Annotated in this window: 7 protein-coding genes; 3 read left to right on the forward strand and 4 right to left on the reverse strand. The window is 47.3% G+C overall.

What is annotated here, in order from left to right:
• Positions 1-79: 79 nt before the first annotated feature.
• The gene (locus Q0R35_RS02885; RefSeq protein ID WP_295614286.1) at positions 80-2,065 is read right to left on the reverse strand and encodes a DICT sensory domain-containing protein; all 1,986 of its coding nucleotides are present in this window, start codon (positions 2,063-2,065) and stop codon (positions 80-82) included.
• Positions 2,062-2,694, reverse strand: a complete 633-nt coding sequence (locus Q0R35_RS02890; protein WP_295614288.1) for a pentapeptide repeat-containing protein — start codon at positions 2,692-2,694, stop codon at positions 2,062-2,064. The genes Q0R35_RS02885 and Q0R35_RS02890 overlap by 4 nt, the downstream gene beginning before the upstream one ends.
• A gap of 283 nt (positions 2,695-2,977) precedes the next feature.
• On the opposite strand from Q0R35_RS02890, the gene Q0R35_RS02895 reads away from it, so the two are divergent.
• Both Q0R35_RS02895 and Q0R35_RS02900 read left to right on the forward strand, forming a co-directional pair.
• Positions 2,978-3,697: a COP23 domain-containing protein gene (locus Q0R35_RS02895; RefSeq protein WP_295614290.1), complete on the forward strand. Its 720-nt coding sequence runs from the start codon at positions 2,978-2,980 to the stop codon at positions 3,695-3,697.
• Between the two features lie 395 nt (positions 3,698-4,092).
• Positions 4,093-5,256, forward strand: coding sequence for a GuaB3 family IMP dehydrogenase-related protein (locus Q0R35_RS02900; protein WP_295614292.1), 1,164 nt, complete (start codon positions 4,093-4,095; stop codon positions 5,254-5,256).
• A 632-nt stretch (positions 5,257-5,888) separates the two neighbouring features.
• Here the strand turns inward: Q0R35_RS02900 and rplY are convergent.
• Both rplY and Q0R35_RS02910 read right to left on the reverse strand, forming a co-directional pair.
• Complete coding sequence (gene rplY / locus Q0R35_RS02905) at positions 5,889-6,185, reverse strand: 50S ribosomal protein L25 (protein WP_295614294.1); 297 nt, start codon at positions 6,183-6,185, stop codon at positions 5,889-5,891.
• A 65-nt stretch (positions 6,186-6,250) separates the two neighbouring features.
• A complete protein-coding gene (locus tag Q0R35_RS02910) occupies positions 6,251-7,582 on the reverse strand; it encodes an adenylosuccinate synthase (RefSeq protein WP_295614296.1) in 1,332 nt (443 codons plus the stop codon).
• Positions 7,583-7,750: 168 nt separating this feature from the next.
• Here Q0R35_RS02910 and miaB point away from each other — a divergent pair, with 168 nt between their 5' ends.
• Complete coding sequence (gene miaB, locus Q0R35_RS02915; RefSeq protein WP_295614298.1) at positions 7,751-9,139, forward strand: tRNA (N6-isopentenyl adenosine(37)-C2)-methylthiotransferase MiaB; 1,389 nt, start codon at positions 7,751-7,753, stop codon at positions 9,137-9,139.
• The last annotated feature ends 255 nt before the right edge of the window (positions 9,140-9,394 follow it).

Here is a 9,394-nt window from a genome sequence, read left to right on the forward strand (position 1 = left end):
AGGAATGAGGATTAAATAACCTGCGTAGGTTGGATAGAGAGCAGCGCGAAACCCAACCTACAGAATATCTATTCCCTAACTAATCTACTAAGACTGGCACAGTAATGTAAAACTGGCTCCCTTGCCCCTTTCCTTGCGAAGTCGCCCAAATTTGTCCGCCTAATTGTCGCGCCAATTGCCGACAGATTGCCAATCCCAAACCAGCTCCGCCGACAGCCCGCTTGAGAAAACCTTCCTCTTGGTAAAACCGCTCGAAAATAGTCTCCAGTCGATCGGGTTCGATGCCTCGCCCCGTATCGATAATTTGGACTGCTAACATCGGTTGGATGTCGGTTTTTGCCCAATCTGCGGGGATATTTGCTGACTCAATCGTCACGGTAATCGTCCCCGTTGGTGGGGTGAATTTACAGGCATTATCTAAAATTTTGCTTAATAATTGGAATAATGCTTCATTATCGGCGATCGCCAGCGGCAGCACGGATGGTAGATCGACGATGACTTTGGGTAAATTGCGCGGTTGAGCAGCCGCCTGAAGGTGGCTCACCGCCATCGAAATTGCGTCGGCAAGATCGATCGGTTCCATGTGCCAAGTCGCCACATTGCTCTCCAGACGAGATAACAGCAAGAAATCTTGAATCAATCGCCGCAGTCGTTCGGAATCAGCTAGGGCGGTTTCAACCATCGACTGTTGAAATTCGATCGGCATATCGGGTTCTGAATCGAGACTCTCCAGACATACCTGAATCGTCGAAAGCGGCGTGCGTAACTCATGCCCGACGATCGCAATCAAATTACTTTGGGTTTGTTTGATACTAACAAGCTGCTGGTTGAGCTGCTGGAGATTTACAAACGCCTCGGCTTGCAGCAAGGAAATTCCAACTTGCTGGGCAATTCCCGCTAGTAACTCACGATCGGCGACAGACCATAAATGGGGGCAATCGCGGTGCAATTCTAATACTGCCAGACATTGCTGGCAATCGCCAGTATCGGTAACTACTCCAACGAAAATCGGTACCAATAAGCAAGCCTGAATCTGGGCTTGGGCTAATTTTTGCTGGAGATCTGGATGCGATTGAATGCCCGAATCTTGACTGGTATCGGCGATCGCAATAATATCGCCCCGATTGAGAATAGATTGAAACTGGGGATGAGTGGCTAACTGCCAATTTTGCCCTAATAAGCTAGCTTCTGGTGCAAATTCACACTCCGATCTTGGTAGAGGCGAAGAGCCAGATAATTCTCTGGGCAGGGTATACAGCAGACAGCGACATTCCCCGAACAATTGTGAAACTTCGCGAATTGTTACGGCTAAAATAGCTTCGAGATCGAGCGATTGTCGCACTGTTGCGGAGATCTGATTGACTAGTCGCTCTCGCCGTTCCTGCTCTACAACCTGGCGATAGGCTTTCACCTGCTTGTATTGACTTGCCTGGAGATAGGTAACGAGTCGATCGATGAATAACTGGGCATCTACCGGATTAGCACCCAGCTCGATCGCATCCTTTGGTCTGGCGGTAAGCTGATAACGTTGTTTATCTGCATCGATCTGCGCTGTCAAATCGGGACGATAACGCACGATCCGATCGAGTAATAATGATGCGGCTTGCCTACTCACATCCACATCGAACGTCCAAAAACCCCTAAATTGGCGGGCTGAATCTAAATCGATCGTATCTACAGGCGCGGCATACTCGCGACAAATCAGACAAGCACTATAACTCTGTCCGACGATTGCCAAATGCCATTCCTGCGCCAATGTATCTGTCGGTGCGATCCCGATGGTGGCGTATGGTGCAGGAGCGGAAGCAAAATCTGTTTCGGGAGCCGCTAACACATATACTCGATCGGTGCATTGCGCGATCCGTTGATATCTTGCCGCTTCCTGACGGTAGTAACGTTCCTGCTGGAAATTGGCAATTACCAATGGTCGTTCCGTTCCTGCCAATACTAAGTCTTCGATCGCGTGAGACAGAGCCGTTAAACTGGCTTTAAAATAGACTTGCGCTCTAAGCTGTGGAAAAGATTGCAGTAATTCCTGTAATAAAGAACTAGATTCGGTTGTCATCCACTCACCTGCTTGGAAAGGCTCATTGCTTGATGTAGAGATAGCGCGATTTCCCGATCTTGGTTCCAGTTCGAGTCGCGCAGTCTGTTGCTACCCCAACTTACATTCAGGGCAATCGCTCGATTTAATTGCGTCCGACTCAGATTTGCACCGATCAAATTTGCCCCTGTCAAGTTGGCATAACTCAAATTTGCCCCGGCGAGATTTGCCCCCATCAGATTGGTGTAACTCAAATTTGCCCCGGTCAGATTTGCATCTGTCAGATCTGTCAACTGGAGGTTGGCTAATCGTAAATCGGCTCTTTGTAAATCGATCTGACGGCAATTGGCTTGGCTCAAATCTGCTCTGATCAGATTCGATCGATCGCCGCGACTGCCCACTAGCTGACTCTGACGCAAATTTGCTCTCCACAACATTGCCTTGCTAAATACGGCTTCTGTCAGGTTGGCACCTTCAAGATCGACCAAGCTCAAGTTAGTATCGTTTAGCTGCGCCTGCACGAACGTAATGCCGCTCAGACTAGATTCGCTCAGATCGATCGATTGCAAATCGATCCGGCAGAAATCCCGATGACCTCGATCGTACGATCGTTTTAACTCTTTGGCATTAACTTGTTGTGGATAAAACATCGTCTAAAAATACTTAACTACTAAATTGCATTTACTACAGTTTTTTGCGGCTGTACATCTCCAGCAAATGCAGGAAAATACTTTGTTAAGCTTTGTAAACTTATATTGACAATAATAACAGAAAGCTGACGATCGTGGCAGAACCCTAACTATTTATCCAGATTTGAGATCGATACCCCATACCCCAAAAAGGAACTTTCTCGATCGAACCCCGGTCGTGACAATTACAAGATTGTAAGATCCTCATTCACACTCAATCCTCATCCCAGAGTAAATGCTACCTATGAAAACATCCCTTAAAATTTGGAGCTGGGCAATCTTAGGTGCTGTGTTGACAGCCAGTAGCGTTGGGGCGCAATATGGCCCACCTACCCCGCAGACAGCCGTGCCATCGGGGGGAAATAGTGCCCGCTTCATCTGCGAATCGCGTGGTAATCAGTCTACAGTTACTTATCAACCAGTCGATCGACCTGGAGACAAATATCCTTGGGCGGTGCCCAGTACGATGGGTAGTAATTGGGATGCTGGCAAACGCTGTACCGAAATCGCGCGCAGATTAGAAGAATATCGTCGCGACGGACTTAAAGAACTACGTACCGATGTCAAAAATAATTACGATACCGTCTGCGTCACCACCGAAAAAAATAGTGAATGTCGGATTGTATTTACAGTACCTCAAGGGCAAGATGCCATTACCACCAGAGATGCTGTCTTCCGCAATCTAACAATGGCAGATAGCGGACAAACAACTACTGGCGTAACGACGTTTGCCGATGGTGGTAATAATGGGTTTGGAGATTTACTGGGGAATGTTTTACCAGGACTCGGTAATACTGGTACTGCGGCCAGTCCCACACCCGCACTCAAAGCCAAAGATAGTATCGATTTACGTCCGTTCTTATCCACAAAAGATGGCGGTACGGCAACCCAGCTCCGCGCCCCCAGCACGACAAATTCCACTACTGGTGATGCCAAAAAATTGAACCCCGCTCGGTTCCGGTAATCTTACATCTTGCATTGAAATATAGTGGATAGTGCGTTCTTGGGGAAACCCCAAGAACGTAATTTTCAAGACGGTGAATAGTTTTGGTGCTATTTAGATCGGTTGTTATAGCAATCGCCAGGGTGGTTAGGACAGTAAAACTAGTGCTGCTACAAACCCGACTTTTTCAAAAAGTCGGGTTTGTGTCCCAACCGATATGGCGGCAGCTATACCAATGCAAGATGTGAGTAGGGGGAATTGACACCAATAACTGACAAACCTACTTCATTGTGGTAACTTCAAAAATCAGTTTTGGTTCAGATTCTTTCCTAAAAATCTGTAAAAAAGTAAACAAATGTTGCAGTCTATTTGTTAGGCTTACTTAAAGACGTTTTTTGGAAAAGGTCGGATCGATCGTGGATATTCAAATTGGGAAAGGGAAAACGGCTCGTAGAGCCTATGGCTTTGATGAAATAGCCCTAGTGCCTAGTGGCAAAACACTAGATCCCAGTTTGGCAGATACTAGCTGGCAAATTGGTAATATAAAACGCGAAATTCCGATTATTGCTAGCGCAATGGATGGGGTAGTTGACGTGCGGATGGCGGCAGAGTTATCGAAACTCGGCGCACTGGGAGTACTCAACCTCGAAGGGATTCAAACTCGGTACGAAGACCCTAACCCAATTCTCGATCGCATTGCGGCTGTTGGGAATGACGGGTTCGTGACATTGATGCAAGAACTCTATGCTGTGCCCATTAAACCAGAATTAATCGGGGTCAGAATTGCTGAAATTAAGGCTGCTGGAGGGATTGCGGCTGTTAGTGCCACCCCCGCAGGTGCGGCTAAATATGGCGCGGCAGTAGCTGAAGCAGGTGCAGATTTATTCTTTATCCAAGCTACCGTCGTCTCGACTGAATATCTCGCGCCAGAGGGCGTACAACCGCTAAATCTGGCTAAGTTCTGTCAAGAAATGCCCATGCCTGTCATCTTAGGTAATTGCGTTACCTACGATATCACCCTGGAATTAATGCAGGCAGGTGCAGCGGCTGTACTGGTCGGAATCGGCCCTGGAGCGGCTTGTACTTCCCGTGGGGTACTCGGAGTCGGCGTACCTCAAGCAACCGCCGTAGCGGACTGTGCGGCGGCACGAGATGAGTTTTTCAAACAGACGGGCAAGTATATTCCCGTGATTGCCGATGGTGGCTTAGTCACTGGCGGCGATATCTGTAAATGTATCGCCTGTGGTGCCGATGGTGTGATGATTGGTTCGCCATTCGCACGCGCCGAGCAAGCACCCGGACGCGGTTTTCATTGGGGCATGGCAACTCCCAGCCCCGTACTACCCAGAGGTACGCGAATTAAAGTCGGTACCACTGGCACTCTAGAGCAAATCCTGACTGGGCCAGCTAAATTAGATGATGGTACTCACAATCTGCTAGGCGCGCTCAAAACTAGTATGGGTACTCTGGGTGCCAAAACGATTCGGGAAATGCAAAAAGTTGAGGTTGTTATTGCCCCCTCGTTGCTCACAGAAGGCAAAGTTTATCAGAAAGCTCAACAGTTAGGCATGGGTAAGTAACCTAAGCTGGTACCTACAACCTCAGCGGTTAGAAACCGCCGCTCGGAGTGCAAAGTCCGCCTACGCGGACTTTGAAACATTAGCCACGATTTTGCGGATGGAATCGCGCTGAGGAAACCTCAGCGTGCGTTCCACCAAGCAGCGGTGCGCGCTCGTCGGGTTTCCCGGCGGTTTAGCGCAACAAGACAAATCGTAGGCGTTTTACAGGTAGTAAGGAGCTAGTGGCGATCGCGGTTAATATTAGCAATAAATATTTACCCACACAATCGACCTAAAACTCCCTAGATCCGTAAAATTAGGCTCCCCGATCTTTAAATGGTGCTGTTACAATGAGGATCGACGGAAGCTGATGTTTCCGTTCACTCCTCACACCACATCCCGCCTGAGACACTTAACCGTGTCTTGGGCGGTTCCTTTTTAGGTGTTAGGTGTTAGGTTTTGGGTGTTAGGTGTTAGGTTTTAGGGATTGGGTATTAGGTGTTAGGTTTTAGAGATTGGGTTTTGGGTTTTATGAGTAAATAGTAAAAAGAGGACGATCGAATCGATCGCCCTCTTGGTCATAATAATATTAATGATGGAAGATCGACGACCATCAGGATATACCCTAAAACCTAAAACCTAAAACCTAATTCCTATTCCTTGACTGCAAAAAAGCTCAGGTGATAAGGAAAGTTTTTCCAGGGATGAGTTTGAATTTCCTTAATTACCGTCATTCCTTTCCAATCTAATTCAGGGATGCTGACTTCAACAGGAGTTTTATTAATTCTGGCTTTCTTGATTAAATTCTCGACACTTTTGGCATCTAGAGTCAGCAGTAAAGATTTATCGCCATCGTGTCCGTACAAATTGACGGGAATATGTCCAGAGCGGCGGAGGCTATTAGGTTTTGTACCAGCAGCGCGTTGTTTTAGTTCGACTGAAATTTCCATGATTTTGAGTAGTTATTTGGTGAAATTTTGGTACTGAGGACGAGTTAGAGTTTGGTTGAAATGTACTAACCAATCGGCGTACCATCAGCCGATAATAGTCCCCGTTTTGGCCCGTGAATCGGATCTTCAACAATAATTGTTTGGTCGCGACTGGGGCCTAATGAAACGATCGAAATTGGCACTTCCATTAAGTCAGCTAAAAACTTGAGATAGTCTAAAGCAGCTTTAGGAAGATCTTCAAGCTTTCGACAATCGGCGGTATTCTGTTTCCAGCCGGGGAGTGTTTTGTAAATGGGAACGCACTTGGCAAAATCGCGCGCGGAGTCGGGGAAGTCGGTGGTGCGCTTACCATTAATTTCGTAAGCGATACAGACTTGAATCTCGTCAAATTCATCCAAAACATCCAGCTTGGTAATTGCCATACAGTCCATCCCGTTGATTCGGACGGCATAACGACCGATTACGCCATCGAACCAGCCGCAGCGACGTTTGCGACCAGTCGTGGTGCCGAATTCAGCACCGCGTTCGCCCAACATATCGCCGCTGAGATCGTCCAGCTCGGTGGGGAAAGGGCCTTCACCTACGCGAGTAGTATAAGCTTTGGCAACACCAATCACTCGATCGATCGTCGTCGGGCCGATGCCAGTACCGATACAAGCTCCACCCGCGATCGGGTTGGATGATGTAACATAAGGGTAGGTACCGTGGTCGAGGTCGAGTAGCGTCCCTTGGGCACCTTCAAATAAAATATTCCGACGATGGCGCACCGCATCGTAGATTTCGACCGAAGTGTTGACAATGTGCGGACGCAACCGTTCGGCATATCCCAAATATTCGATCGTTACCTGCTCTGGATCTAGTGGTGGTAGATTATAGAGCTTTTCCAGAATCTCATTTTTCTGGCCGATCGTCCAGACCATCTGCTCGCGGAAGGAATCCGCATCCATTAAATCTTGCACCCTTACGCCAATTCGGTCGGACTTATCCATATAAGTCGGCCCAATTCCGCGTCCAGTCGTACCGATTTTATGAACACCTCTGAGTTCTTCAGATGCCACATCGATCGATCGATGATAAGGCATCGTCACATGAGCTGTCTGGGAAATTAAGAGCTTGTCGGTAGGGATGTTTAGTTCGACAAGTCGATCCAGTTCTTCGATTAATACTTTGGGGTCAATGACTGTCCCACAGCCAATGATACATTTAGTTTCGGGATACAAAATCCCGGAAGGAATTAAGTGCAGTTTAAAGGTTTGACCCTGCACGACTACAGTGTGACCAGCGTTGACACCCCCTTGGTAACGCACGACCACATCTGCCGATTTACTTAGTAGATCGGTTATTTTTCCTTTTCCTTCATCGCCCCACTGGGCACCAATTACGACTACGTTAGCCAAGGGTTATTGCTAGTCTATCTGAATAAAGTTAACACAATCTACAATCCTACCACGGAGACCGATACCTGTCAAAAGTGTTTGGTGTTCCCAGTCACAAAAGCTCATCTTATGGATGCAATCTTCTATAATAATATTCGCACGGCTTGAATATTGGTATCAATAATCGACATGAACCCCGAACACCGCAGCTATCACATCACTACATTTGGCTGTCAGATGAATAAAGCTGATTCCGAGCGGATGGGGGGGATCCTAGAGAAAATGGGATTTCAATGGTCGGACGATCCGCTCACAGCAGACCTGATCCTTTACAATACTTGCACCATCCGCGACTTAGCCGAACAAAAAGTTTACTCTTACTTAGGCAAACAAACTCGCCGCAAAAAAGATAATCCCGATCTGATCTTGATTATGGCAGGCTGCGTCGCCCAGCAAGAAGGAGAGGCTCTGCTGCGCCGCATTCCCGAACTAGATTTAATTATGGGGCCACAACATGCCAATCGCCTCGAAGACCTGTTACAGCAGGTATTGACTGGCTCTCAAGTCGTTGCTACCGAACCCGTCCATATTATTGAAGATATTACCAAACCCCGCCGCGATAGTAGCGTCACAGCTTGGGTAAATGTAATTTACGGTTGTAACGAGCGGTGTACCTACTGTGTCGTCCCCAACGTACGCGGCATCGAGCAATCGCGCACGCCTGAAGCAATCAGATCGGAAATTAAAGAATTGGCACGTCAGGGTTATAAAGAAATTACCTTACTCGGTCAAAATATCGATGCTTATGGGCGCGATTTACCCGGTTCTACTGTCGAAGGTCGGCATTTAAATACGCTGACAGATTTACTTTACTATATTCACGATATTGAAGGTATCGATCGGATTAGATTTGCCACCAGTCATCCGCGTTATTTTACCGAGCGATTGATTAAAGCCTGTCACGAATTGCCCAAAGTTTGCGAACATTTTCATATCCCCTTTCAGTCGGGAGATAACGACATTCTTAAAGCCATGTCGCGCGGATATACCCACGAGAAATATCGCCGAATTGTCGATACCATTCGTCAGTATATGCCCGATGCTTCGATTAGTGCCGATGCGATCGTCGGATTTCCAGGCGAGACAGAAGAGCAGTTTGACAAAACCCTGCAACTAATTACCGATATTGGGTTTGACATGGTGAATACGGCAGCATATTCACCCCGTCCGAATACCCCAGCCGCAGTCTGGAATAATCAACTTAGTGAAGAAGTAAAAATCGACAGACTGCAACGGATCAATCATCTAGTTTCTCAAACCGCGATCGAGCGATCGCAGCGGTATCTCGATCGCGTAGAATTGGTTTTGGTAGAAGAACTTAACGCTAAAAACCCTAACCAAGTTTTGGGCAGAACTGGTGGCAATCGCTTGACATTTTTTGATGGCGATATTGAAGCATTACGGGGGAAAACCGTACCCGTTAAAATTGTTGCAGCACGCGCATTCAGTCTCACAGGGGAAATGATTCAAGATAAGGGCGGACTTTACCAGACAATGAAAGAAACAACTGCTAGCTAACCGCACCAGCGTCAGAGGGTGTCTGAAAAGTCAATTCTTTTGAGCTTAAACCCTAGCAATCCCCCCTAACCCCCCTTTTTAAGGGGGGAACCAGATCCGGAAGTCCCCCTTTCCAAGGGGGATTTAGGGGGATTTAGATCTACGATTCACATCAAACATCCCTTTTCAGACATCCTCTGAGATGAAGATTGTGTGTTTTGTCGATCGCACATAAATTAAGATGAGATAGCGACATTACAACACCCCGATTTGCCC

Source organism: Chamaesiphon sp. GL140_3_metabinner_50 (genome assembly GCF_025361915.1).
In the GTDB taxonomy this organism is placed as follows: Bacteria; Cyanobacteriota; Cyanobacteriia; order Cyanobacteriales; family Chamaesiphonaceae; genus Chamaesiphon.

What these genes read in the sequence shown, in the direction of transcription:
- Q0R35_RS02885 (WP_295614286.1), bottom strand. Translation starts at nt 2,065, where the DNA reads ATGACAACCGAATCTAGTTCTTTATTACAGGAATTACTGCAATCTTTT.
- miaB (WP_295614298.1), top strand. Translation starts at nt 7,751, where the DNA reads ATGAACCCCGAACACCGCAGCTATCACATCACTACATTTGGCTGTCAG.
- Q0R35_RS02890 (WP_295614288.1), bottom strand. Translation starts at nt 2,694, where the DNA reads ATGTTTTATCCACAACAAGTTAATGCCAAAGAGTTAAAACGATCGTAC.
- Q0R35_RS02895 (WP_295614290.1), top strand. Translation starts at nt 2,978, where the DNA reads ATGAAAACATCCCTTAAAATTTGGAGCTGGGCAATCTTAGGTGCTGTG.
- rplY (WP_295614294.1), bottom strand. Translation starts at nt 6,185, where the DNA reads ATGGAAATTTCAGTCGAACTAAAACAACGCGCTGCTGGTACAAAACCT.